This is a genomic window from Shewanella algidipiscicola (assembly GCF_900380485.1).
Taxonomy (GTDB): Bacteria; Pseudomonadota; Gammaproteobacteria; order Enterobacterales; family Shewanellaceae; genus Shewanella; species Shewanella algidipiscicola.
The window spans coordinates 110,442-134,207 of the sequence record NZ_OXJV01000012.1 but is presented as its reverse complement, the minus strand read 5'-3'; the positions used below and the strand labels follow the sequence as shown (position 1 = coordinate 134,207).

General features: G+C 47.9%; 21 protein-coding genes. 9 read left to right on the top strand and 12 right to left on the bottom strand.

The genetic code is table 11. The features are described from left to right. Window positions 1-458 precede the first annotated feature (458 nt). From DN599_RS08005 to DN599_RS07985, 5 genes are all read right to left on the bottom strand, one after another. Entirely contained in the window at window positions 459-863 is a 405-nt protein-coding gene (locus tag DN599_RS08005; RefSeq protein WP_110457098.1) for a hypothetical protein, read from the bottom strand. Window positions 864-1,039: 176 nt separating this feature from the next. After that, on the bottom strand, window positions 1,040-2,659 hold the full coding sequence (locus DN599_RS08000; protein WP_110457097.1) for a BCCT family transporter: 1,620 nt from the start codon (window positions 2,657-2,659) through the stop codon (window positions 1,040-1,042). A gap of 522 nt (window positions 2,660-3,181) precedes the next feature. Further along, entirely contained in the window at window positions 3,182-3,694 is a 513-nt protein-coding gene (locus tag DN599_RS07995) for an Sbal_3080 family lipoprotein (protein WP_110457096.1), read from the bottom strand. A gap of 477 nt (window positions 3,695-4,171) precedes the next feature. Beyond that, a complete protein-coding gene (groL, locus tag DN599_RS07990; protein WP_110457095.1) occupies window positions 4,172-5,818 on the bottom strand; it encodes a chaperonin GroEL in 1,647 nt (548 codons plus the stop codon). Between the two features lie 56 nt (window positions 5,819-5,874). Next, window positions 5,875-6,165, bottom strand: coding sequence for a co-chaperone GroES (locus DN599_RS07985; RefSeq protein ID WP_110457094.1), 291 nt, complete (start codon window positions 6,163-6,165; stop codon window positions 5,875-5,877). Between the two features lie 225 nt (window positions 6,166-6,390). Here DN599_RS07985 and DN599_RS07980 point away from each other — a divergent pair, with 225 nt between their 5' ends. Together DN599_RS07980 and DN599_RS07975 are read left to right on the top strand one after the other, a co-directional pair. Next, window positions 6,391-7,758, top strand: a complete 1,368-nt coding sequence (locus DN599_RS07980) for an MATE family efflux transporter (protein WP_110457093.1) — start codon at window positions 6,391-6,393, stop codon at window positions 7,756-7,758. Between the two features lie 36 nt (window positions 7,759-7,794). Continuing rightward, complete coding sequence (locus DN599_RS07975) at window positions 7,795-8,454, top strand: Qnr family pentapeptide repeat protein (RefSeq protein ID WP_110457092.1); 660 nt, start codon at window positions 7,795-7,797, stop codon at window positions 8,452-8,454. Window positions 8,455-8,463: 9 nt separating this feature from the next. Here the strand turns inward: DN599_RS07975 and DN599_RS07970 are convergent, their stop codons facing one another. Then, window positions 8,464-9,408: a LysR family transcriptional regulator gene (locus DN599_RS07970; protein ID WP_110457091.1), complete on the bottom strand. Its 945-nt coding sequence runs from the start codon at window positions 9,406-9,408 to the stop codon at window positions 8,464-8,466. Between the two features lie 195 nt (window positions 9,409-9,603). Here DN599_RS07970 and DN599_RS07965 point away from each other — a divergent pair, with 195 nt between their 5' ends. From DN599_RS07965 to DN599_RS07950, 4 genes are all read left to right on the top strand, one after another. After that, window positions 9,604-10,683 carry an efflux RND transporter periplasmic adaptor subunit gene (locus DN599_RS07965; protein WP_110457513.1) on the top strand — a complete coding sequence of 360 codons (1,080 nt, stop codon included), beginning with the start codon at window positions 9,604-9,606 and terminating at the stop codon, window positions 10,681-10,683. Window positions 10,684-10,686: 3 nt separating this feature from the next. Beyond that, window positions 10,687-13,782, top strand: coding sequence for an efflux RND transporter permease subunit (locus DN599_RS07960; RefSeq protein WP_110457090.1), 3,096 nt, complete (start codon window positions 10,687-10,689; stop codon window positions 13,780-13,782). 179 nt (window positions 13,783-13,961) lie between these two features. Further along, window positions 13,962-14,306, top strand: a complete 345-nt coding sequence (locus tag DN599_RS07955) for a hypothetical protein (RefSeq protein WP_110457089.1) — start codon at window positions 13,962-13,964, stop codon at window positions 14,304-14,306. 17 nt (window positions 14,307-14,323) lie between these two features. Next, window positions 14,324-14,671 carry a hypothetical protein gene (locus DN599_RS07950; protein ID WP_110457088.1) on the top strand — a complete coding sequence of 116 codons (348 nt, stop codon included), beginning with the start codon at window positions 14,324-14,326 and terminating at the stop codon, window positions 14,669-14,671. A 95-nt stretch (window positions 14,672-14,766) separates the two neighbouring features. Here the strand turns inward: DN599_RS07950 and DN599_RS07945 are convergent, their stop codons facing one another. From DN599_RS07945 to DN599_RS07935, 3 genes are all read right to left on the bottom strand, one after another. Then, window positions 14,767-15,060, bottom strand: coding sequence for a hypothetical protein (locus tag DN599_RS07945; RefSeq protein WP_239473264.1), 294 nt, complete (start codon window positions 15,058-15,060; stop codon window positions 14,767-14,769). A gap of 123 nt (window positions 15,061-15,183) precedes the next feature. Beyond that, window positions 15,184-16,629, bottom strand: coding sequence for an MBL fold metallo-hydrolase RNA specificity domain-containing protein (locus DN599_RS07940; RefSeq protein ID WP_110457086.1), 1,446 nt, complete (start codon window positions 16,627-16,629; stop codon window positions 15,184-15,186). A gap of 235 nt (window positions 16,630-16,864) precedes the next feature. Continuing rightward, window positions 16,865-17,365 carry a MarR family winged helix-turn-helix transcriptional regulator gene (locus tag DN599_RS07935; protein ID WP_110457085.1) on the bottom strand — a complete coding sequence of 167 codons (501 nt, stop codon included), beginning with the start codon at window positions 17,363-17,365 and terminating at the stop codon, window positions 16,865-16,867. Window positions 17,366-17,569: 204 nt separating this feature from the next. Here DN599_RS07935 and DN599_RS07930 point away from each other — a divergent pair, with 204 nt between their 5' ends. Both DN599_RS07930 and DN599_RS07925 read left to right on the top strand, forming a co-directional pair. Continuing rightward, the gene (locus DN599_RS07930; protein WP_110457084.1) at window positions 17,570-18,463 is read left to right on the top strand and encodes a DMT family transporter; all 894 of its coding nucleotides are present in this window, start codon (window positions 17,570-17,572) and stop codon (window positions 18,461-18,463) included. 95 nt (window positions 18,464-18,558) lie between these two features. Next, the gene (locus DN599_RS07925) at window positions 18,559-18,768 is read left to right on the top strand and encodes a TOBE domain-containing protein (protein ID WP_110457083.1); all 210 of its coding nucleotides are present in this window, start codon (window positions 18,559-18,561) and stop codon (window positions 18,766-18,768) included. Between the two features lie 156 nt (window positions 18,769-18,924). Here DN599_RS07925 and DN599_RS18630 read toward each other — a convergent pair whose 3' ends face one another. Continuing rightward, window positions 18,925-19,068 carry a hypothetical protein gene (locus tag DN599_RS18630; protein WP_162599178.1) on the bottom strand — a complete coding sequence of 48 codons (144 nt, stop codon included), beginning with the start codon at window positions 19,066-19,068 and terminating at the stop codon, window positions 18,925-18,927. A 609-nt stretch (window positions 19,069-19,677) separates the two neighbouring features. Here DN599_RS18630 and DN599_RS07920 point away from each other — a divergent pair. Next, window positions 19,678-21,732, top strand: a complete 2,055-nt coding sequence (locus tag DN599_RS07920) for a TonB-dependent receptor (protein ID WP_239473263.1) — start codon at window positions 19,678-19,680, stop codon at window positions 21,730-21,732. A gap of 238 nt (window positions 21,733-21,970) precedes the next feature. Here DN599_RS07920 and DN599_RS07915 read toward each other — a convergent pair whose 3' ends face one another. Continuing rightward, entirely contained in the window at window positions 21,971-22,501 is a 531-nt protein-coding gene (locus tag DN599_RS07915; protein ID WP_110457082.1) for a response regulator transcription factor, read from the bottom strand. After that, window positions 22,498-23,742 carry a sensor histidine kinase gene (locus DN599_RS07910; protein ID WP_420820856.1) on the bottom strand — a complete coding sequence of 415 codons (1,245 nt, stop codon included), beginning with the start codon at window positions 23,740-23,742 and terminating at the stop codon, window positions 22,498-22,500. Before DN599_RS07910 ends, DN599_RS07915 begins: the two co-directional genes overlap by 4 nt. Window positions 23,743-23,766: the final 24 nt, after the last annotated feature.

Genomic DNA, 23,766 nt, shown 5'->3' with positions numbered 1-23,766 from the left:
AAATAATTAAGATTGCTACTGCTTGGAATGCCAACGCAAACCCACAGTTGTTAATGTGAGTGATATTTATATCAGGAATTCATGGCCAATGAATACAACACCTTACTAAACTTGCGAGTTTCCTAAAGAAAATAGATTTTTCTTCAAAGCTAATGGTAATCCCTCAATAAATTACCCATAAAAATAAGGAATCGCTAATCGCTCACGCAGTAATAATGACAATATGTTAGCACATTGTGAAAAACTGGCTCATCGACAGTGACAAACTCAGTAAAACGTCTGGGTAAAAAGAGCATAGCCAAGCCTAGCTGGCCCAGCCTAAAGCTATAGGTAGCAACAACATGAGATAAGTGACAACGTGGACGCCATATAAGCGCCCACGGTTTGATTTACAATACGAGATTAACTAACGCGATCTAGATGCAAACACTTTATTAAGCGCTGTCGTATTACTGCCGCTATCGCATCCACTGCATTAGCTCATTGGCGCTCACCACTCCAAATTGTCTTTTAACCAACTTGCCCGATGCATCGAAATACAAGAGTTCGGCTCGACTGGCACCGTATCTAGCGATCAGCTGATCGCCCTCAGGCGTACCCGCTCTCGCCAGCAGAAAGAAGACGTTATCGCCAAGGTGGGCACGCGCCTCATTCATCTGTTCAGTCTGGCTGTTACTCGATGCGAGATTAGGATCATAGACAAACACCAACGCCGGCTTACCTGTACCTATTTGCTCGTGGGTCGTCTTAAACCCCTTAGGCATGATGGTTAACAACAACCAAAGCAGTAGCCCTATAGATACAACAACCCCAATAGCCACCCAGGGCTTACGGCCCTTAGATTGTGAATTTTGTGTCCCCATGATGATAAATCCCCGCTGTTAACTGTCTATGGTAGGTAATTGAACCACCAAGTGTAATCAAGCAACCTGAGGTGGAGATTAAAATTGCTACGCTGCGCCCTTAGAGACAATAAAGCCCCGCGACCTTTAAGTCACGGGGCTTTAACATACAAGGCTAACTCAGCTTTCTATCAAGATTAGTTTGCCTTTACAGGGACAAATGATGCCTTACCAAATTGTTGCTCCGCCATCGCTTTAGCCATTTTGGGCGCTTGCCACAGTGAAGGAAGCAGAACAAACGACACTGGCGCTGCGGTGATCACAATAAAGGATTGCAGCGCAGAGATCCCACCAGATCCCATAGAGATCAATGCAATGGCAACAAATCCCATCAACAATCCCCAAAACGCACGCATGGCTCCACTCGGCTCGGTAGAACCGGTCACCACCACACTAATGGTATAAGTCATTGAATCACCGGTGGTGACGATAAAGGTGGTGGTGAGGATTAAAAACAGTATCGCCGTCAACAATGGCATCGGCAGCTGTGAACTGATCGCCAGTAAAGCCCCAGGCAAATTGCCGCCCTCAAATGCTGTAGAAATAATGCCGGGCTCAGCCAGTTCAAACGCCAGCCCCGAACCACCGACAATGCTAAACCAAAAGCAGGTGATCAAGGGCGCAATAATAGAGATGGATAAGATCATTTGGCGAATGGTACGCCCACGAGAGATACGCGCAATGAAGATCGCCATCATAGGACCATAGCCAATAAACCAGCCCCAGAAAAATACCGTCCACCAACCTAACCAATCGCTATCACCACGAAAAAGAGACATTGGCACAAAGTTATTCACCATTCGCGCCATGCCTTGCATGTAGCCATCAATAATAAAGCTAGTAGGACCAAATAATAGAATGAAGATGATGAGCGCTGCGGCCAACATAATATTGTAACGACTCACCAACTGAATACCTCGGCTAAGGCCACTCAACGCCGACAAGGTATACATAGCAATGGCAAACAATACCACCAAACTTTGGGTGATAAGCGTGTCTTGCACACCAAATAACGCATTGAGCGCATAGCTAATTTGCAAGCCAAGAAAACCAATAGGGCCAATGGTGCCCGCAGCAACCGCAATAATACAGAAGGTGTCGGTTAAGGTGCCAATCCAACCATTAAGGGCTTTATCACCAAAAATGGGATACAGCAAAGTACGCGGCTGCAGTGGCAAACCTTTATCGTAATGCAGGTGCATCAAAACGATAGCCGCTAAGCTACCGAGGATCGCCCATGCTAGGAAGCCCCAATGGAGGAACGATTGCGATAAGGCATTGATCGCCAGTCTTCGACCTTGCGCTTCACCGTAAAAAGGGGGGGATGAGACAAAATGGGCAATTGGCTCGGCGGCCGCCCAAAAAACGCCACCACCGGCTAACAGGGTGCATAGCACAATCGCCAACCATTTAAAGGTATCAATTTCAGGCGTCTCGCGATTACCTAGCTTAACGTCGCCAGTACGCGCAAACGCTAAATAGAGACCGATAATAAAGTTAGCCAGTAACAGCACTTGCCAGAATGGGCCAAACCATTGGGTGACTTTTGAAAATCCAACTTGAACGATGTTGGACAGGAGCGGAGTATCGAAAACAGCAAGCAGTACAAATAGGACGAGAAAGCCGCCACTTAACCAGAGTACAGGGCTGGAGAAGGCGTTTACCGTGGTTGATGTAGCACTTTGTTCGGGGGGATGGGTAGCAAGGTAGTTTTCATCTGTTGATTTACGAGCAACAGATTGCGTCAAATTCGACATTAAGGATTCGCTTTTGTCATCGTCAGCTACAAAGCGGAGCCGTTTGGCACCACATTTTTGAACTGAACCGGTAAGTTTTCCTCGTCTATTGCAAAGACACGTTAATGACGTTGTAAAGGCTGAGGCTGTAAAAAAAGGGCGGCATCTTAACATATTTTTGCATGAAATAAAACCAAGATGGGCAGTAAGGCAACAGCCCAACCCCATGTTCAGCGCGGGTTACAGCCTTGTTAAATGCTCAAAACAAGCATTAGTAGGAGGTTAAAATTTATGCCGTTAATGATGGGTGGCACTGTTTTCCGCTATTTAACTCACTTGGTTTCAGGCTGTGAAGCTTTAGACCAGCAGAGTATTTTACGTGGGATAAATCTTGTTAGAGCAAGGCGATTTACCGCGACGTTTAGTTTCCTGCTCTCAAGCATTCGGAGTGGTGAAGTAACACTGATCGCTGACCCCGTCCTTTTTACACAGAAAACTATACGGCCTCTATGATAGCAAAACTATTTTCCTAACCATTATTTGCTAGCAGTCGTAAGCACAGGTCGGTGCTAATTTAGTACTTCTATCTTTACCATGCTCTAATTGACGTTCAGCATCTTGTACTGAAATCTTTTGGAAAAATACTTCCATAATTAGATTTAATCTTTCTTCTGCATCGCCAAACTTATCCATACCACCATACCTTACTGAATCGAAATCAAGTTCAGCCACCTTATTTCCTTTATTATCAGTAACATCTAAGTTTACGTAACGCATATAGGTTGCCATGTCCCACCACCAGTTAGCGTTGAATTCAAACATGACTTGATCATCGCCTAGCTGCGCATTTGGACTTGCCGTTTTTTTAGACACATTGTAACCATTATCGACCATCCAGTTAGTAACAATACTTCTAACTTTTGCGGTTTGATCTGGATCGTTTGTCATCACGATTTCTTTTTCAAAATTTGGATCCATTGGCTTCAGCGTTGTTAGACCATTGCTTGAACAACCTGTAACAGCGATTAAAACCAAACCGAATATGATCTTTCTCATGTGAATGTCTCTTTAGGTTACATGGGGGATTACACCGCCAAGTATATAATTATTCATCTATTTAGATAGTTACAATGATAACCTGACTTCGATGATATACAAAAGATTAGCTAACATCAGATCGGTTTAACGAAACACTGAGTGCTCAACTGAAATTGCCCACCATAGAGTTTAACCAGAACAAAGGCTCTAGTTCATTGGGCGTCAACCCGCCTTTATACCAATATAGGACGAAGCACCACGACTTTTCGTCAAACAAAGTTTGCAATAAGCACATAAAACAAAACCCCGATACTATTAACAGTATCGGGGTTTCTTTTTAGGTGTAATTCTTAGCGACCTAAGCACTCAGGCCTATGGAACAGATGTTCTAGCGCAGGAAAAATCGCTCTAGAGCAAGGCTTCTTGCCACGACGTTTAGTTCTCTTAAACGAGTAGCAAGGTAACGCCGCTATAGACGATTTTAACCAGCTAGGATCACATCATGCCGCCCATTCCGCCCATTCCACCCATTCCACCCATGCCGCCCATGTCAGCAGCAGCTTCTTGTGGCAATTCGCCAACCATAGCTTCGGTGGTGATCATCAGGCCTGCGATAGATGACGCAAACTGTAGCGCACTACGAGTTACTTTAGTTGGGTCAAGAATACCCATCTCTAGCATGTCACCATAAGTGTCGTTACCTGCGTTGTAACCGTAGTTACCAGTACCGTTTTTCACGTTGTTAGCCACAACTGACGCTTCTTCACCTGCGTTAGTCGCGATTTGACGTAGTGGCGCTTCCATAGCACGTAGGGCGATAACCACGCCGTGCTTTTGATCTTCGTTAGCCACTTCTACGTCGCCAATCTTGCTAGCAACACGTACTAGTGCAACACCACCACCTGCTACTACGCCTTCTTCAACAGCGGCGCGGGTCGCGTGTAGTGCGTCTTCTACGCGAGCTTTTTTCTCTTTCATTTCAACTTCGGTGGCTGCGCCCACTTTGATCACTGCAACACCGCCGGCCAATTTAGCCATGCGCTCTTGTAGTTTCTCTTTGTCGTAGTCAGAAGTTGATTCTTCAGCTTGAACTTTAATTTGTGCTACGCGAGCTTGGATCTGCTCTTGCTCACCGTTACCGTCGATAATGGTGGTGTCATCTTTAGTGATAACAACGCGCTTAGCTGTACCTAGGTCTTCTAGGGTGGCTTTTTCAAGCTCTAGGCCAATCTCTTCAGCAATGACAGTACCGCCGGTGAGGATGGCGATATCTTGTAGCATTGCTTTACGACGGTCGCCAAAACCCGGTGCTTTAACAGCAGCCACTTTAACGATACCGCGCATGTTGTTTACAACCAATGTGGCTAGTGCTTCGCCTTCAACATCTTCTGCAACGATAAGCAGAGGCTTACCCGTTTTCGCTAGACCTTCAAGGATAGGTAGCAATTCACGGATGTTAGAGATCTTCTTATCAACCAACAAGATGTATGGGCTTTCTAGCTCTACGCTGCCGGTTTCTGGCTTGTTGATGAAGTATGGAGATAGGTAGCCACGGTCGAACTGCATACCCTCAACCACGTCAAGTTCGTTTTCGAGTGCTTGACCTTCTTCAACAGTGATAACGCCTTCTTTACCTACGCGCTCCATCGCTGTTGCGATGATTTCACCGATTGACTCGTCAGAGTTAGCAGAGATGGTACCTACTTGTGCAATCGCTTTAGTGTCGCTGCACTCTTGAGATAGGTTTTTAAGCTCGGCAACGGCTGCGATAACCGCTTTGTCGATACCACGCTTAAGATCCATTGGGTTCATGCCTGCTGCAACGGCTTTTAGGCCTTCAGTGACAATCGCTTGCGCTAATACTGTTGCAGTGGTGGTACCGTCACCGGCAGCATCGTTGGCTTTAGAAGCAACTTCTTTCACCATTTGTGCGCCCATGTTTTCGAACTTGTCTTCAAGTTCGATCTCTTTTGCTACTGACACACCGTCTTTAGTGATAAGTGGTGAACCGAAGCTTTTGTCTAAAACAACGTTACGACCTTTAGGGCCTAGGGTAACTTTAACTGCGTTGGCTAGTACGTTTACGCCGGCTAGCATTTTTACGCGTGCGTCATTACCAAAAAGTACTTCTTTAGCTGCCATGTTAATATCCTTTAATAAAATTTTTGTTTAACTGGGATAGTGAGTAACTTAGTGGATTATTCCACTACAGCCATTAAATCTGCTTCAGATAGGATCAAGACTTCTTCACCGTCGATCTTCTCTTTTTTCACGCCATAACCTTCGTTGAAAATAACTGTGTCGCCGACTTTTACGTCAAGTGGCTGAACAGTACCGTTTTCAAGAATTCGGCCATTGCCTACTGCAAGGACTACACCGCGAGTTGATTGCTCGGCTGCACTACCTGTGAGTACGATGCCACCGGCGGATTTTGCTTCAACTTCTGAACGCTTAACGATGACACGGTCATGTAATGGACGAATATTCATCTATGGACTCTCCTAATGATTTTCTTGCCCAACAAACGTTGGCGGTTTACAAATAAAGACGACACAAAGTAGTTATGCCGAGTGATGATTGGATATATGGGGGTAGGTGTGACGAGATCCAAGGGCTTTACAAAAAAAAATCTGATTTTTTTAACTGGGTTTTATTAAAAATCGGTCAATCCTGCTAGAATTGCCCTCCTTCTGTAATCTAGGCAATCCATCGTAATGAGAGACAGACACGGGCTGCTCAGCCAGCCTATCGGTCGTGTACTGCTAAATATGAGCCTCCCGAACCTGATTGGTATCTTAACCATTCTTGGGTTTAGTCTAGTGGACACCTTTTTTATCAGCCAGTTAGGCACCGAAGCCCTAGCGGCGATCAGTTTTACCTTTCCGGTTACCTTAGTCATTTCCAGTATCGCCATAGGCATTGGCGCTGGGGTAGCGACCAATTTGGGCCGCCTGATCGGCAGTGGTAACAGCCATAAAGCCAAGGTGTTTTTGCACGATGCCTTACTGCTGACCTTTGGATTAATCGCCTTGCTCGCCTTAGTTGGCAGCCTGTGTATTGTGCCTTTGTTTAGCCTGTTGGGCGCCAATGATTCCAGCCTCCCCCTGATTAAAGAGTATATGTTGCTGTGGTATCTGGGCGCGCCACTGTTAGTGCTGTTAATGGTGGGTAACCAAGGGCTGCGCGCCACGGGGGATACCAAGTCACCGGCTAAAATAATGGCACTGGCGGCGTTAATCAACCTGATCCTCGATCCGCTGCTGATTTTTGGCCTGGGGCCATTTCCGCGCTTAGAAATACAAGGCGCAGCCATTGCGACCTTAGTGTCGTGGGTAGTGGCGTTGTCGCTATCTGGCTATCTACTTATCATCAAACGTAACTTGGTTGAATTTGCCGAGTTTAATCTCGCCCGCATGCGTTGTAACTGGAAACAATTAGCGCATATTGCCCAGCCAGCGGCGCTGATGAACCTGCTTAATCCGCTCGCCAATGCTCTGATTATGGCGATGCTAGCGCGTATCGACCATAGCGCCGTGGCCGCCTTTGGTGCAGGCACACGTCTAGAATCGGTACTGTTAATCGCCGTCATGGCATTGTCATCGAGCCTAGTGCCCTTTGTGGCGCAAAACTTAGGCGCGGGTCAAGGAGGACGAGCACGTGAGGCGTTAATGCTATCGCTGAAGTTTGTGTTGGTGTTTCAGACCTTACTCTATTTACCGCTGCTATTTTGGGCCAGCTCCATTGCACAGCTGTTTAGCAGCGATCCACAAGTTGTTGAATGGTTAACATTTTATATTATCGCCCTGCCCGCCGCCTATGGCCCATTGGGGATGGTAATTTTAACTGCCACTACGCTCAATGCCTACCACAGGCCAATGAGTTCGCTGTTGCTTAACCTCTGCCGCCTGTTTTTATTACTCTTGCCCTTTGCGGCGGTAGGCTCTTATTTAGGCGGTGTAAAAGGATTATTGCTTGCATTGCCCATAACCAATGCCATCATGGGCATCGCCTGTTATATTTTGGCCAAACAAATCACCGAGCCGAGCAAGAGTCAGGTGAATAATATTCCCACCCCAAATTAACGCTCTGCCAGCCTCCCCCCATGCCTAGGAGTTAACATGACAACGATCTGCGAGCAATGGTTTATCGAACATGATTTTAGCGGCGAAGATTTACAACAACAGCACTATCGAGATTGCCACTTCTACCGCTGCAGATTTAACCATGCCGATCTAAGCGATTGTCAATTTGAGCGCTGTCAGTTTGTGGAAAGTGGCGACCTACTTGGCTGTGATTTTAGTTACGCCACCCTAACTAATGCCAGCTTTAAACAATGCAACTTAAGCATGAGTCTGTTTAGAGGCAGCCGCTGTTTTGGCGCTGAGTATCGTGATAACAACCTGCAGGGCGCCGATTTTCATCGCGCCAGCTTTACCAATTACATCACCCAAAAAAGCTATTTTTGCAGTGGCTATATCACGGGCTGCAATCTGGCCTATAGCAATTTTGATGGCGTACTACTCGAGGAGTGTGAGCTATTTGATAACCGCTGGCGCGGCGCGAATTTAAACGGGGCATCCATGCGTGGCGCCGATTTGAGTGGCGGCGAGTTCTCCGCCGATCAATGGGGTAGTTTTGACCTGCGCGGCGCTAACCTTACCCGAGTCGAGCTCGAAGGACTCGACCCTAGAGTGGTACCGCTCGAAGGAGTGATCATCAACCAGTGGCAACAGGCACAGTTACTTGCACCATTTGGCCTCATAATTAGCGCTGATTGATACCTCAGTTTAGCTTAAAGGCTTTATTGCACCTTTGGTTTTTGCTTCGCGATCGCAGGCACCATTGTGATTACACGCTGCTAGCGCGGTCATAATGTAGTCAATAAAACGTTGACTGGCTAGGCTAATAAAGCGCCGCGAAGGATAGACTAAGAAGCACTTGCCCTCATAGGGCTCAACATCTTCAAATAGCATGACTAAATTACCGTTATCCACGCTCTCTTGCGCGAGAGGAAGCGGCATCATAGCGATCCCTCGCCCCATCAGTGTCGCCTCCAAGCAAGCGTCTAAGTTGTTGATGCATAAGTTCCCCGTCACAGAGAGCATCTTCTCCTTGCCGAAGGGCACCTCGTTGAAAATTCTGCCATTAGGGTAGCGAAACAGGATTGAATTGTGCTTGGGTAACTCTTCTGGCGTTAACGGTTTACCCGCCTTTTCGAGGTATCCTGGACTGGCAAAAAAGTGTATCTTTTCATCGATAATATGCCGCGCAACCATCTCATTTTCGTTAAACGCATCTTCGAGCATAAAAGCCAGATCGATATTGTTTCGAATCATATCCTTAGGTTCAGAACTTACGATCATCTCAACCGTAAGTTCTGGGTTCAGATCCATGAATTCAAAGATCGTATGGATGATGTACTGGAGTTCTGGGATAGGGAAAATTAAGATCCTCAGATGGCCGGTCACCTCCGCTTCCTGCCCAGACAGTTCCGATAGGGTTTGTTCCAGCATGGCCAACATCGGCGTGGTTTTATCGTAGAAATGGCTGCCTGAGGCCGTTAAGGTCATCGCCCGACTCTGGCGATGAAACAGCTTCACGTTAAGCTCATCTTCAAGTGCCTGTAAGCGACGACTTAGTGTCGACTTGGGCAAATTTAAAATATCTGCCGCTTCAACCAGACTGCCGGTTTCGACGATGCGATGAAATAAGGCTATATCTTCAGTTTTCATATTCATGTCTCTCCACTGTAGCCAGGGCCATTAACAAAATGGCAAGCAGAGCACTGCTCAACTTGTTAATCAAGCTAAAAATAGTTTCATTTTATGAAACTCATGGTTTCACATAATTCCATTTTACTCAACCATGAGGGCTGTTATCTTGACCCCTTAGCAGGATACAACTCGTAACAATGTGAGATTAGTATGATGAAAAGTGTAACAATCGGACTCTCTATAACGACACTACTGCTTTTAGTGGGCTGCTCGTCAGAGTCTACTGAAATTCAGGCGCCAAGTATTCGTCCCGTCAAATTGATGGAGATCACCGACCTTAATCGGGCGAGCATACGCAGCTTTCCAGCCAAAGTCGCCGCAACCAAACAAGTTGAACTCTCATTTCGCCTCTCGGGTCAGCTAACTGAGTTCTCATTAGTTGAGGGCCAGAAAGTGAGCGAGGGCGCCACTCTTGCCAGACTCGATGATAAAGATGCGCGTAACACTTTACTCAACAGAGAAGCGGAACACGAGTTAGCCGTGGCCGACTTCAAGCGTAAGGGTGAGCTGCTGCGTCGTGAATTAATCTCCCAAGCCGAGTATGACTTGGCTAAGGCCCAGATAAAGTCGGCTAAGGCCAACTTAGCGAGCGCCCAAGATCAACTCAGCTATACCATCATCAAGGCGCCATTTGACGGCACAGTGGCAAAAAGATCGATCGAGAACTATCAAATTGTTCAAGCTAACCAGCCCATTTTGATCCTGCAAAAAGATAGCTTTATCGATGTGGTTATTCAGGTGCCTGAGTCATTAGCAAGCCAAGTTACACGTTTTAATCCCAATGCTCCTGCCCTGCCTAGCGTGACCTTTAGCAATTATCCACTGCAAACTTATCCTGCGCGCCTAAAGGAGTTTGCCACTCAGGTGACACCGGGCACCCAAAGCTATCAGGTCGTGTTTACCTTGCCAGCCCCGCAAGATATCAGCATTTTACCCGGCATGAGCGCCAAATTAAGGTTAGATCTATCGGGGAAAGCTCAGGCCGACACGGGGGCAACCGTCCCAGTCAGTGCCGTTATCAAGCGAGATCTAGATGGTAAAACCATTATATGGACCTACAACTCAGACACAGGATTAGTGCAGTCTCAAGAGATCACCGTAGGAAAAATCACCACTAATGGCATTGAGGTGCTCGATGGCATCAACGTAGGTGACAAGGTGATCGTGGCAGGCGTGCAATATCTGCAAGAAAACATGCAAGTTAAACCCCTGCACTGGCAACGAGGTCTTTAATCGATGAATTTTGCCGAGTACTCGATTTCCCACAAGGTCGTCAGCTGGATGTTTGCCCTGCTGCTATTAATTGGTGGCTGTATCTCTTTTTTCAGCTTAGGTCAGCTGGAGTTTCCTGAATTTACCATTAAACAAGCACTCGTGGTCACCGCCTATCCGGGCGCCTCGCCCGAACAGGTTGAAGAGGAGGTGACCCTACCACTGGAAGATGCATTACAGCAACTCGATGGCATTAAGCATATCACTTCGATTAACAGTGCAGGACTGTCTCAAATTGAGATAGAAATTAAAGAAAGCTATGGCGCAAGCGAACTGCCCCAAGTCTGGGATGAGGTGCGCCGCAAGATTAACGATACCAAAGGCATCTTGCCTCAAGGCGTCATGGAACCAGCGGTTATCGATGATTTTGGTGATGTGTACGGCATTCTGCTCAATTTGAGCGGCGTAGGTTATAACGACCGTGAACTGCAAAACTATGGCGACTTTCTGCGTCGCGAACTGGTGCTGATTGAAGGCATTAAGCGCGTCAATATTGCTGGCGTGGTGAATGAACAAGTGGTGGTTGAAATATCAACCCAGAAGCTCAATGCCCTAGGGTTAAACCAAGATTATATATATGGGCTGATTAATAGCCAAAACGTGGTCTCAAATGCGGGGAGCGTCATGGTGGGTGATAATCGTATCCGAATTCATCCCACTGGGGAGTTCGATAGTGTTACCCAGCTATCACGCCTAGTGGTAAGCCCTCCTGGCGATACCAAGCTTATTCATTTAGCCGATATTGCCAACATCTATAAAGATGTCGAAGAAACACCTAGCAGTATCTACCACGGCGCGGGAAATAAGGCGTTATCTATCGGAATAGCCTTCTCGAGTGGCGTCAATGTGGTGGATGTCGGCCAAGCGGTCAATGATAAGGTTGCAGCCCTAGACAGTGAGCTGCCTCTAGGCATGACCCTGACTACGGTTTATGACCAAAGCCAGATGGTTGATGAGACCATTAATGGTTTTTTAATCAACTTGGCCGAGTCTGTTGCGATTGTGATTGGTGTACTACTGATTTTTATGGGCGTTCGTTCAGGCCTATTGATGGGGCTGGTGTTACTGCTGACGATTCTCGGCACCTTTATTATGATGAATGTACTCAATATCGAGCTGCAGATCATCTCACTGGGTGCACTCATCATCGCCTTGGGTATGTTGGTGGATAACGCCATAGTAGTCACCGAAGGCATTTTGATTGGCCTCAAACGCGGCCAAACGCGTCTCGAAACCGCTAAGCAAGTGATCAAGCAAACCCAGTGGCCACTGCTCGGTGCTACCGTGATTGCTATCATGGCCTTTGCCCCCATTGGCCTGTCGGATAACGCCACCGGCGAGTTTTGTATCACCCTGTTTTTAGTGCTGTTGATCTCGTTATTGATCAGCTGGATCACGGCGATGACGCTGACCCCTTTCTATTGCAATATGATGTTTAAAGATGGCGTTCCTAGCGATAATATCGATAACGATCCTTATAAGGGCTGGCTATTTAACCTGTATCGTTTACTGCTCAGCCTCGCGATGCGCTTTCGCGCCGTCACCTTGATTATGGTCACCCTAGCTCTTCTGGGCTCGGTGATCGGTATGGGGCATGTGAAAAATGTGTTCTTCCCCTCGTCTAATACACCGATGTTTTTTGTGGATGTGTGGATGCCCGAAGGCACCGATATCAAGGCCACGGAGGCACAACTTAGCCGTATTGAGCAAAAGTTGCTCTCTGGGCAAGCTAAACAGGATAGCGGACTGGTTAACATCACCACGGTTCTGGGCCAAGGGGCGCAACGTTTCGTGCTGCCATATGTACCAGAAAAAGGCTATAAAGCCTATGGGCAGCTGATAATAGAGATGAGCGATCTCGACAGTCTTAACCAGTACATGCGAAAACTTGAGCGTGAGTTAAGTGTTGATTACCCCGAGGCCGAATATCGCATTAAATACTTAGAAAATGGCCCAACTCCGGCGGCTAAGATAGAGGCGCGTTTCTATGGTGAAGATCCTCAAGTGCTGAGAAATCTCGCCCAACAAGCGGTGGATATTTTTAACGCGGAGCCGACAGCCACCAGCGTGAGGCATAATTGGCGTGATCAGGTTATCTTGGTTCGTCCACAATTGGCGCTGGCACAAGCAAGAGAAACTGGGGTCAGTAAACAAGATCTCGACAATGCCCTGCTGACCAACTTCAGTGGCAAGCAGATAGGCCTATATCGCGACAACAGCCACCTATTACCCATTGTTGCTAGAGCACCAGCAAGCGAACGCTTTAACGCTAATAGCATCTCTGAGCTACAAGTGTGGAGTTCAGGCAACAATGTGTTTGTGCCTATCAGCCAAGTCGTCTCAGATTTTAGCACCGAGTGGGAGAACCCGTTAATCATGCGCCGCGATCGTAAGCGTGTGCTTGCCGTGTTCGCAGAGCCTGTCAACGGTATCGATGAGACCGCCGATTCGGTATTTAGAAAAATCCGCCCGCAAATCGAAGCCTTACCCCTACCAGCAGGCTACACCCTCGAATGGGGCGGCGAATATGAAACCGCTACCGAGGCACAGGTATCGGTCTTTAGCTCCATTCCACTGGGCTACCTTGGCATGTTCCTTATCACTGTCTTGCTGTTTAACTCGGTGAGACAGCCCTTAGTCATTTGGTTTACCGTGCCGCTATCCTTGATTGGTGTGGTATCGGGTCTGCTATTATTTAATGCACCATTTAGCTTTATGGCCCTGCTTGGCTTACTTAGTTTAACGGGGATGGTGATCAAAAATGGCATTGTGTTGGTCGATCAAATCAACCTAGAACTCAGCTCAGGTAAAGAGGCGTATCAGGCGGTTATCGATTCGGCCGTCAGTCGTGTAAGACCGGTATTGATGGCGGCTATCACCACTATGCTCGGAATGATGCCACTGATATCGGATGCCTTCTTTAGCTCAATGGCGATCACTATCATCTTTGGCCTTGGGTTTGCGTCTGTGTTAACGCTAATCGTATTACCAGTGACCTACACCTTGTTATTTGGCATCGCCTACCCAGAAAATAACGGGAGGTCACTACCACAAAATTAATCCTAACAACGCTTCCCGGCGCACCCGGCTCAAATGAGCTGGGTTTGTGTTGTTATTCTGCTGCGATAAACCCCCAGTCATTATTACCACTATCTTAGCTCACCACTTTACGATACATTTTGTCTATTACCCCACATCGATTACTGGTTCAGTAAGAGTGAATCCACTAAGGAGTACAGATGAAATCTGCCTTGATGATGATCTTAGCATTAAGCATCAATACCGCTTGGGGATGTGAAGATAGTGGGATACATTCACAACAAGATTTGCAAGAACAACAACATATCGGCGCCATGGTGCAGTCACTTAAACACGCAATACGCACCCCCTCACCAGAGTCACTCGACATCGTCGTCCGTTATGGCACCGACTCGCGTTACTATACTATGATACGAGGCTGGCTAGTGCAGGAGTTGTCGGGGGTAGAGAGCCAACTCGCCAGCCAAAATGAGGGAGACAACCCCGAGCAGGATGCCTTAGCGGCGCACCTCAGAGCCTGTATTCGTCGCATCGACTTAGAATAAACCACTTAGGAATACCCATGAACCCCGCGATCATCGCCGCCCTGTTATCTGCCTTTATCTGCCCTGGCAGTGGTCATTTTTATTTAAAGCGTTATAACACAGGCACACTGCTGTCCGTTGTGAGCTTATCTGGACTGGTGTATCTGCTTTACCGTGCCGTTGAGCGGGCACAAGCCATTAGTGATCGCATTTTATCGGGAGAACTACCGCTGGATTTTGGGGTGATTTTTCAAGAGATAAATCAAGCCGGTGCCCATGGTGACGATATGGCTATTACCTTAGCGACCCTCGCCTTTGTCATAAGCTGGTTTATAGGTGTGATTGACGCATATCGTATCGGAAAAAACCGGCCCCAAGCTAAATAAGTCGCTAACGAGCAAGTAATAGCATTCAATCACCAACACTCGTTGGGTGCCCCTCTTTAGATGAGGTAATCACCCAACCACAGGGTAAATTAGACTTATTTTGCCGCTTCAGTCTTAGACAAATCATGGGGAGTCGAAATGCTCGACCCTTCACAATCGGTACAACGCTTGTTATCGGCAAAGTCATAGTCGGCGTGTGCCGCAGTGGTCTTAGAAAAATCATGACGACTGGTGCGTTTAAGGATAAAGCTGACCTTGGCCGACGGGTTTTTAGCAAAATCATAATCTGATTTTGCCGCTGTGGTTGAAAATTCGGGGCGCTGGGCTAACACAGTACAAGACAATAACGACGCCGCGATGGCCAGTCCTTTGACAAGTGATAATTGCATCACAAACTCCATTTTAGTCAACAAAAAACACGCGAAGTCAATATGCTACCAGCAAACCCAAAAGCATACAAATAACCAACAATTTAGCAAAGTATGTCAACGCATCTCTATCACGCCAGCGGACTAGCGTGAATTCACCCAGACTAACTTGGGTAAGGCGTTCAGATCGAGGCAATTAGCATACTCGGCAATGGCCGACTCGATAGGCGCCGACTCACCCAGTTGTTGCAAGGTACTGAGCAACACCTTTTGTGCCTCTGATTCACCGTGCACCAGCACCACTGATGGTGTGCCCGTAATGTGGCGATACCAGTTAAGCAGTTCGGCTTGATCCGCATGGGCCGATAAGCCGCCTATGGTATGTAGTTTGGCTTTAACGGGCACCGGATTACCATGTATGGTCAGGCTGTCGGCACCATCGACCAACAAACGTCCGGGCGTGCCCATGGCTTGATAACCGCAGATAATCACATCACACAGGCTATTAGCTAAATTATGAGCCAAATGACAGCGAATGCGCCCACCATTACACATGCCACTGCCGGCAATAATAATTAAGCCTTCATGGATCTGGTTAAGCTCCATCGACTCTTCTGTGCTATCGATAAAGTCGACATTTGACAGCAGTGGATGCTGCCCCGGTGAGAGGCGGGTGAAACGTTTAAAGTCTTCATCCATTAAGTTGTAGTTTTCGACATAGACTCGAGTGGCTCTTATCGCCATCGGGCTGTCTAAGCAGATGCGCCACCGTGATAGATCCCACTCTTTGGCGTACAGATGAAACAGGTATAACAGCTCTTGTGCGCGCCCCACCGAAAAGGCTGGCAGTAAAATATTGCCGCGACTGCGTTTTATCGTACTCGCAAATATCGCCTTAAGTTCGGCTAGGGTATCAGGCCAACTGCGATGCAGGCGATCGCCATAGGTGCTTTCCATTAAGACTAAATCGGCGCTGTCGATAAAAGTGGGATCATGCAAAATCGGCATGCCGGCACGCCCTAAATCGCCACTGAACACTAGCTTTTTTTGCTCCGCGGTTTGCCCTAACCACAACTCGACAATGGCCGAGCCTAAAATATGGCCCGCATCAGACAAACAGAGGCGAACATGGGGTGCCACCTCACACGACTCGCCATAATCGAGTGCCACAAATTGCTGCATCACCAGCGCCACATCTTCCTCAGTAAATAAGGGCTCAATGGGATCGAGCTGGTTTTTAGCACGGCGTTTATTAATGCGCTCGGCATCGCGAAATTGCAGCATGGCCGCATCTCTGAGCATGATGTCACACAGCTCAACCGTGGCCTTGTGAGTAAAGATAGGACCTTTAAAGCCGGACTTAACTAATAAAGGTAGTCGACCTGAATGGTCTATATGGGCATGGCTTAGTACCACGGCATGGACTTGGCTGGCATCGAAAGCAAAGGGGTCGTGGTTACGCAATGCGTCTTGCTTACCCCCTTGGATCATGCCGCAATCGAGTAACACTTGGCGTCCATCAATCGTCAGTAGGTGACAAGAGCCTGTCACCTCTTGGGTTGCACCAAAAAACTCTAGTGTCATCTGCATAATAATCCCTTAAATCGCGAGTCTTTAGGGCAGATTTAAACAGTTACACGCTATGTTATCGCCCCTATTTATGTGATCTAAAGTATAGCTGGCAAGTGGCAGAATAATGTACGAAGTCTATTTAAAATAAAAGGGCTTAGCGTAACTCACGCCGTACAGGTTTTAAGGACAGCCAGTCAAGGCAAAAGCCTTGACCCAAACGACCAATAGGTTTTGGATGATCTCGCATTAGCCATTAAGGTTCAAACTGAGTCAGCCATTGTTTAAATATATCATTGAGTGCAGCGCGCTCTTGGGAAGATAGGCCTTGCATCGATTGCTGCTGTACTGCCACATGAGCCTCTATGGCGATATCGATAAGACTCAAACCCACATCGGTGAGTGCCACAGTCACACTGCGACGATCTTGCTGGCTGTGAACTCGGCTGATCAGCCCTTTTTGCTCAAGCTTATCGAGTCGATTAGTCATGGCGCCAGAAGTGAGCATCATTGAATCGAGTAATGCCGATGGCGTTAAGCTAAAAGGCGCGCCACTGCGGCGCAAGGTAGCCAGCACATCAAACTCGCCCTGGGTTAAGCCAAAGCCTTTGTGACAGGCGGTTATCTCTGACTCTAGGTGTTTATATAAGCGCATCATCCGCCCTATAATAGCCATTGGCATGGTCTCTAACTGTGGCTTTTCACTGGCCCATTGCGCTACGACTTTGTCGACGCCGTCGGTAACAGAATGATTCATCTATGGCTCCCAAGGTATTGCTGTATATCAGGGATCGCACGGCGGCAGTTAAGACTACCACAGCTGCGACTATATCGATTATGCCAAGATAACGGCAAAAATATTTTAACGCAAAGATATTTTACATAGAGATACTTTACAATTGCGACATTAAGCCGCACACTAATATATCTTTACATTAAGATACTTGAACTGGAGATAAAAATGAATGTGCTGCTTGCGATGATCCCAGCGTTTTTCTGGGGCACGACTTATGCGGTGACCCAATTTAGCCTGCCCGATTGGCCGCCACTATTATTGGGCGCGATACGTGCATTGCCAGCGGGGCTTATCTTACTGGCGATAAAACCTAGCCTACCGCAAAGGCAAGATTGGTCTATTTTGCTCAAGCTGGGCGTGATCAATATTGCGCTGTTTTTCAGCTTAATTTTTGTGATGGCACTGACATTGCCCTCGGCCATTTCAGGGGTCGGCATGGTCAGCGTTCCGGTATTTGCCATGTTGTTTCACTGGGTAGTCAATAAACAACGCCCCAGTAAAATACAGGCCTTGTTTGGCTCTATCTTAATAGGCTTGGCTTGGTTGCTGTTTGACCCTAATGCCATTAGCTTAAACCCTATCGGCCTTGTGGCTATGCTCGCGGCCATTGGTTGTATTATTGTGGGAAGCACTATCACTAAGGCTCTGGGTGGGCGCATTCATTGGTGGACCATTTTAACTTGGCAACTGCTATTGGGCGGCGTAATTCTCTCTTTGATAACAGCAGTCCATGCCTTTATGGCGCCTCACAGCTATGCCTTCGCGCTGAGCCAGCTGACCAGCAATAATGTGCTGGGACTCCTTTGGATAGTGTTACTCAATACTGTACTGGGTTACAGCATGTATGTATGGCTGCTGCAACGCATGAGCGTGGTCGATTTTACCTTTGGTGGCATTGCCAATCCGATTGCGGGGATAGTGGCGGGCATGTTCTTGCTGGGCGAGCGCTTTAGCCCATACCAATATCTATTGATGCTGGGGATGATTGCCGCCTCTTTGATGCCGCAGATCATCTATTTGGTGCGCAGCCGACTAAAGGCTAAGCCTGTTAAAGGGTAAATTTTACCTAAGTGCTAGTCTGTTTTACGGTTAACAACAATCGCTAAACACGTTAGAATCTAACTCTTTAGTATGACTTACAGGAATAATAATTAATGAAGATCAGTGCACGCAACACACTTACCGGCAAAATTAAATCGATAGATGAAGGCTCAGTTAACAACGAAGTGGTTATCGAATTAGCTCCAGGTGTTGAAATCACATCAGTGGTTACTAAACGATCTTGCGAGCAATTGGGCCTAACCGTTGGCGGCGAAGCTTATGCGGTGATCAAGGCGAGCAACGTCATGGTTGCCGTTGACTAATATTTAGCTGATTATTGGTTGGCGAATGCATAATTGCTGAATAGACATTTACAGCACAGCGACTCGCAAACAGATAATGAGCAATATTAATCACAGCGGCATACCTAGGTATTGCCGCTGTTTTTATTTTACCTACAGCTCAACGCCGAGTACTCACTAATTGTAACCCAATACGAAACACACCTCCTCTTCGTTGTCGCCCTCATGCCCTTCTGGCATCGCAGGTAAACAGTGCTGCGCAATCACGTCCTCAGTTTGCGCTTCTAGCGGGTAAAATCTGTTATTACGTTCATTTTCCATGATGCATACCAAATATTGTCATAACTCAATTAGAAAGATGCCTAACGCTAATTAAGCATTTGGCAGCACAATAAAACCAACGAGGTGTTTTATTTATTAAACACACAAAACCGATTAAAGGCGTGATCCGTTTGACTGTCAAGCCTGTTTATTGGTCATATCAATAGACCGAAAATAATAACCCACCATTCACCATAAACAGCAAGACATTGATTTTAAATAGCATAAACCCATCAACCTGACATAAAACTGATAAACCACAGCCATAAATCTGTCGCGAAAAAGTTAAATTTAATATCACTTTCTGCTAAATAACCGCAACGGCATGCGCTTAATAAAACAAACATACGTTTGAATCGCTTAGCTCATGACCTGCACATACTTCTATGGCAAGTCTCAAGCAACTCGCAGCTTAAACACAATTTACACAAGTTTTATGCTGCACATAATTTTCCCCCTAAAAGCTTATGCTTGAGGTGACGTCTTCCTCTGGTACTGAGCGCTAACTGCGACACCTTGTCGCACTCTGGCGATTTACCTTTGTCAGTCTTAAGACTCGCTGAGACAATAACGCCACAAAAATAAATTACCAGTGAATATCAACAGCATATGATCACCTTACGACACTCTTATTTAGCACTCGCCATTAGCAGTCTGTTAGCCACGCCGGTGGTGGCCAACCAAGCGGCGTTTGAAATTATTGAAGTCAGTGGCAGTCACCTAACAGATGACAGCACCATTTCCCGTGAGGCTAACGTACCCGTCGCCGACATTAGTAGCTTGTTGAGCCAGTTGCCTGGCGCAGCCGTCAATGGCAACGGGCCATTGACAGGAATAGCCCAATATCGCGGCCTATTTGGCGACAGGGTCAATACCCAGGTTAACGGCGTCACATTAGCAGGAGCCGGCCCTAATGCCATGGATACCCCTTTGAGCTATGCGAGCCTAGTCAATAGTGAACGTCTGGAGATGAGTCGTGGTATAGCCCCGGTGTCGGCTGGCACCAACACCCTTGGGGGCAGCGTTAAAGTGGTTGAATCACAGGCACGCTTCGATGAATTTAGCGGTAAAGTGGCCGCCCGATATCAACATAATGGAGAGCAAGCGCACCTTGGAGCGAAAACCAACTTCGGCACAGAGCAACAGGCACTGCTACTGTATGGCGATGCTCTGCAAGCCAATGCCAACCAACAAACTGGCGCCGGTATCGACATCGCCCCAACCACCTACGATAAGGCGATTGTAGGCGGCCAATATCGCTTTAACCTTAGCGATAAGGGCTTTGACGATGAGTCGATAGCCATCGACTATCAACATCTAGAAACCACCAATGCCGGGACCCCAGCCTTACCTATGGATATCGATTTTATCCGCACCGACAGGGTCAAACTTGAGGGGCAACACCTGCTCAATAATTGGGACATCAACTGGCATCTCGCTTACAGCGATGCGCGTCATGGCATGGACAACTTTAGCGAGCGGGTGAAAAATGACACCGCCAGTGCCCGCTATAACAATGCCGACAGCAAAAGTATCGACGGTTCAGTATCGATAGCCAAAGCTGCTTGGCTATTCGGCCTCGATACGCAATGGAGCCAGCATGACTCGGTGATAACCGATCCCACCAAACCGATGTTCAAGGTCGATAACTTCAATGGCGTTACCGATAACACCATCAGCGCCTTTGCCCAGTGGCAACAAGATATCGATCAATGGAACTGGCAACTGGGGGGGCGAGTCAAGCACTACCAAACCGATGCCGATGCGGTGAATCACTCAATGGCGGCGAGTATGCCTGCCATCAAGGTATTGATGGACAGATACAATGCAGCCGATCGCTCTCAATCGCAAACGGGTGTCGACCTCGTCGTTAATGGCCGCTATCAAGTGGATGAGTCGCTGAGCTGGATTGTTGCGGCGGCGCGCAAGCAAGACAGTGCCAGCTATCAGCAGCGTTATTTATGGGTGCCGATGCAATCAACGGGTGGACTCGCCGATGGGCGCACCTATGTCGGCCAGATGGATTTATCCTTAGAAACCGCCTATCAATTGGAGCTTGGCGCCGACTATCAAGACAACCGTCTGCAACTGAGTCCAAGGCTGTTTTGGCAACGTATCGATGATTATATTCAAGGGGTTAATGCCACCGATAAAGCGGTGATCATGGCCGCGCAGATGATGGGCGACAGCCACCCATTGCAATTTGCCAACGTCGATGCCCAGCTCTACGGTATGGACATTAGCGCCCGCTACCGGCTCAATGACCAGCTTCAGCTCGATATGTTAGCCAGCTATGTTAGAGGAGAGCGCCGCGATATCGACGATAATCTGTATCGCATCGCCCCGCCAAACATCACGGTTGGCCTAAACTACCAACGAGGAGCATGGTTGGCTCGCGTTGAGGCGCTAGGAGTAAGCGCGCAACATAAGGTGTCTAGCACCCAGCAGGAGCTGCAAACCTCAGGTTATGGTTTAGTCAACTTATCGCTGGCTTATGATGCCGACCTCTGGCTGGTTAAAGCGGGCGTAAACAACTTGTTTGACACCGAGTACCAAGAGCACCTTGGTGGCTATAACCGAGTAGCTAACAGTCAGTTGGCACTGGGTGAACGTATGCCCGGCACAGGTATCAACGCCTGGCTGATAGGTGAATATCGCTTTTAAGAGGCAATGCGAGCGATAAGTGATTGTTCAAAGCTGCACTTTTTAACATCGTTATTATCATTTTAGGGATCATTCCACTGCACTTCCCTTCCCCGACATCGTAAGATGCCGGGGATTTTTTAGCTTACATCGCCACGTAATCACAGCCTTTGACGCCAAGCGCAGCGAAAGCCAAACTTTTCCATTTTTACAATGGGTTAATAATGCGGCACTAAGAAGTAGTCAGGCCGATATAGACTCAACTGCTCACGGGCTTTTTAAGTAATTTACGTTGTAAGGTGCGCCTATGCATGCCCAGCTGCCGCGCCGTGGCCGACACATTGCCCTTGTTGGCCGTGAGCACCTGCTGAATATGTTCCCACTCCAGCCGTTTCGTGCTAAAAGGTGCCTCATCGACGCCCTCCTCGGTGAGCGCTGACGCGCTATTATTGAGCACATTCAATAAGGTTTGGGTATCCGTTGGCTTGGCCAAATAGTTATCGGCGCCTAAGCGAATGGCTTCCACCGCGGTAGCGATACTGGCGTACCCCGTTAACAATACCATCACCACATCGGGCAAAGATCGCCTTAATGGCGAGATTAAAGCCAAGCCATTGCCTTCGGCCAATTTCATATCGAGCAAGATATGGCTAGGTTTAAACTCGCGGGCACACAACAGGGCTTCTGTCGCATCATGAGACTGGCGGCATTCAAACTCATGCTTACTCATGCGCCGCGCTAAAATAGCCGCCAAACTGCGATCATCTTCGATAATTAATAAACGTTTCATTGCGCCTCCGGTAGCGGAAGATATACCTGTGCAATCGCCCCACCATCGAGATGACTGCCAAAGATTAAGCGGCCACCGAGACGCTCAAAACTGGCATGGCTGAGCAGTAAAGCCACCCCCATGCCTTTGGGTTTATCGATGATCTTATGCCCCAATTGGGTCAGCAACGGGCTGGGGATCCCGGGGCCAAAGTCACGCACCGCCACCACTAATTCATCAAACTGACATTGCAATGACAGCTCTACGCGCGCTGGACCGCCCACTTCTTCGCTCGCTCGCGCACCATTTTCTATTAATGCCAGCAGCGCCGGCAGCAAACTGGCATCGGCGCGCAGTTGCTCATCGCCGCAATCTATCGTCGAGATGACCAGCTCTATGCTGGGTAGCAGCAAGCGGACTTGCTGTTGCAAGGTTTCTATTAACTTATTGATTGAAATATAGTTAAATTCACCTTCACGTATCGAATCGGTCGCCAAGCGCAACTCGGCTAGGGTGACATCACACACATTAAGGGCCGTTTGCATCTCATCGAGCGTCATCTGGCTACCTGTGGATTCGTCATGTAATTCGTCGACCAACAGTCGCAGACTCGCTAGAGGTGTGGCGAGTTGATGCGCCATTTGCGCCGAGGCTGTGCCTAGCGCCAGTAATCGCTCTTGGCGCAGCTGTGCTTCTCGCATATAGGCCAGCTCGGCGTCTTGACGCCGCAAACGTTGAGCCAAAAATGCCACACTGGTGGTGAGTACCAGCGAAGAGATAACAAAATTAAACCACATGCCTAAGTAGTGTGAACTCATGTCCATGCCGTGGTGCTGCATCTCTCCTTGAGGCAGAGTGAATAACATGGCGCTGTACGCTAAGGTCGATAACAAGGCCAGCGCCCAAGGTGCCCATTTGGGCAACAAGACCGCGGCTATCGCGATGGGCAACAGCAAGAGTGAGATAAACGCATTGGTCGCGCCACCAGAAAAATAGAGCCAAGTGATCCACAGCAAGGTGTCGATAAGCAAGGCAATGAACAGCCCCGCATCACTATTAAATAACTGTTTTCTTAGGTAGAAAGTAAAACCGAGGTAGAGCCCCTCGATGATCAACGCCAAATTAAGCGCCGGGCTGTGCAGCGATAATCCAAAGGTATCGGCCAAAGCAAAGGTTAAACACAGTTTGAGTACGAGACCCATCATCCGCAGCAACGCCAGTTGATCGGCGGCTCGGTATCGTGAGCTGGCTAGAGAGGGCACTTGAGTTCCTTAGCTGAGGTGGCC

Excerpts from the sequence above, each read along its gene's own strand:
- DN599_RS07980 (WP_110457093.1), top strand. The coding sequence starts at position 6,391 with ATGAGAGACAGACACGGGCTGCTCAGCCAGCCTATCGGTCGTGTACTG.
- DN599_RS07915 (WP_110457082.1), bottom strand. The coding sequence starts at position 22,501 with ATGAAACGTTTATTAATTATCGAAGATGATCGCAGTTTGGCGGCTATT.
- DN599_RS07985 (WP_110457094.1), bottom strand. The coding sequence starts at position 6,165 with ATGAATATTCGTCCATTACATGACCGTGTCATCGTTAAGCGTTCAGAA.
- DN599_RS07975 (WP_110457092.1), top strand. The coding sequence starts at position 7,795 with ATGACAACGATCTGCGAGCAATGGTTTATCGAACATGATTTTAGCGGC.
- DN599_RS07920 (WP_239473263.1), top strand. The coding sequence starts at position 19,678 with ATGATCACCTTACGACACTCTTATTTAGCACTCGCCATTAGCAGTCTG.
- groL (WP_110457095.1), bottom strand. The coding sequence starts at position 5,818 with ATGGCAGCTAAAGAAGTACTTTTTGGTAATGACGCACGCGTAAAAATG.
- DN599_RS07970 (WP_110457091.1), bottom strand. The coding sequence starts at position 9,408 with ATGAAAACTGAAGATATAGCCTTATTTCATCGCATCGTCGAAACCGGC.
- DN599_RS07995 (WP_110457096.1), bottom strand. The coding sequence starts at position 3,694 with ATGAGAAAGATCATATTCGGTTTGGTTTTAATCGCTGTTACAGGTTGT.
- DN599_RS18630 (WP_162599178.1), bottom strand. The coding sequence starts at position 19,068 with ATGGAAAATGAACGTAATAACAGATTTTACCCGCTAGAAGCGCAAACT.
- DN599_RS08005 (WP_110457098.1), bottom strand. The coding sequence starts at position 863 with ATGGGGACACAAAATTCACAATCTAAGGGCCGTAAGCCCTGGGTGGCT.
- DN599_RS07960 (WP_110457090.1), top strand. The coding sequence starts at position 10,687 with ATGAATTTTGCCGAGTACTCGATTTCCCACAAGGTCGTCAGCTGGATG.
- DN599_RS07950 (WP_110457088.1), top strand. The coding sequence starts at position 14,324 with ATGAACCCCGCGATCATCGCCGCCCTGTTATCTGCCTTTATCTGCCCT.
- DN599_RS07945 (WP_239473264.1), bottom strand. The coding sequence starts at position 15,060 with ATGCAATTATCACTTGTCAAAGGACTGGCCATCGCGGCGTCGTTATTG.
- DN599_RS07930 (WP_110457084.1), top strand. The coding sequence starts at position 17,570 with ATGAATGTGCTGCTTGCGATGATCCCAGCGTTTTTCTGGGGCACGACT.
- DN599_RS07935 (WP_110457085.1), bottom strand. The coding sequence starts at position 17,365 with ATGAATCATTCTGTTACCGACGGCGTCGACAAAGTCGTAGCGCAATGG.
- DN599_RS08000 (WP_110457097.1), bottom strand. The coding sequence starts at position 2,659 with ATGTCGAATTTGACGCAATCTGTTGCTCGTAAATCAACAGATGAAAAC.
- DN599_RS07955 (WP_110457089.1), top strand. The coding sequence starts at position 13,962 with ATGAAATCTGCCTTGATGATGATCTTAGCATTAAGCATCAATACCGCT.
- DN599_RS07925 (WP_110457083.1), top strand. The coding sequence starts at position 18,559 with ATGAAGATCAGTGCACGCAACACACTTACCGGCAAAATTAAATCGATA.
- DN599_RS07940 (WP_110457086.1), bottom strand. The coding sequence starts at position 16,629 with ATGCAGATGACACTAGAGTTTTTTGGTGCAACCCAAGAGGTGACAGGC.
- DN599_RS07965 (WP_110457513.1), top strand. The coding sequence starts at position 9,604 with ATGAAAAGTGTAACAATCGGACTCTCTATAACGACACTACTGCTTTTA.